Origin of the sequence: Planctopirus hydrillae, from assembly GCF_001707835.1 — a bacterium.
Lineage (GTDB): Bacteria > Planctomycetota > Planctomycetia > Planctomycetales > Planctomycetaceae > Planctopirus > Planctopirus hydrillae.
Genome location: NZ_LYDR01000097.1, coordinates 1 through 335, shown reverse-complemented (window position 1 = coordinate 335; position 335 = coordinate 1). Strand labels below are relative to the sequence as shown.

Annotated in this window: 1 protein-coding gene; it reads right to left on the bottom strand. The window is 47.2% G+C overall.

The annotated features are described in order from the left end of the window. On the bottom strand, positions 1–335 hold a 335-nt coding region (locus A6X21_RS24675; RefSeq protein WP_205847457.1), incomplete at both ends, for a TolB family protein.

Here is a 335-nt window from a genome sequence, read left to right as displayed (position 1 = left end):
ATATTCTCACCATTTGAGGTCTTGATCCATCTTTTTTCGATACTGATAGGAGGGATGCTCTTGAGCATAGCATCATTCTCAGCTGTTACCGCCACGGCATTGCCGTCTTTGAGATTCACCCGATAGAGGTCGGTGGGTACAGCCATAGACTGACGTCCCGCCGCCATCACTCCATTGCGATATTCAAACCAAGTGTAGTCATGAGGGCCATCGGTGATCTGGCGTATCTTACGGCTCTTGACATCAATGCTGAAAAGCTGTGTCTCTGCCTTGATGGTACTTTTGAAATAGATCGTCTTGTTATCGGGAGTCCATTGGATTTGGTCCACATTACA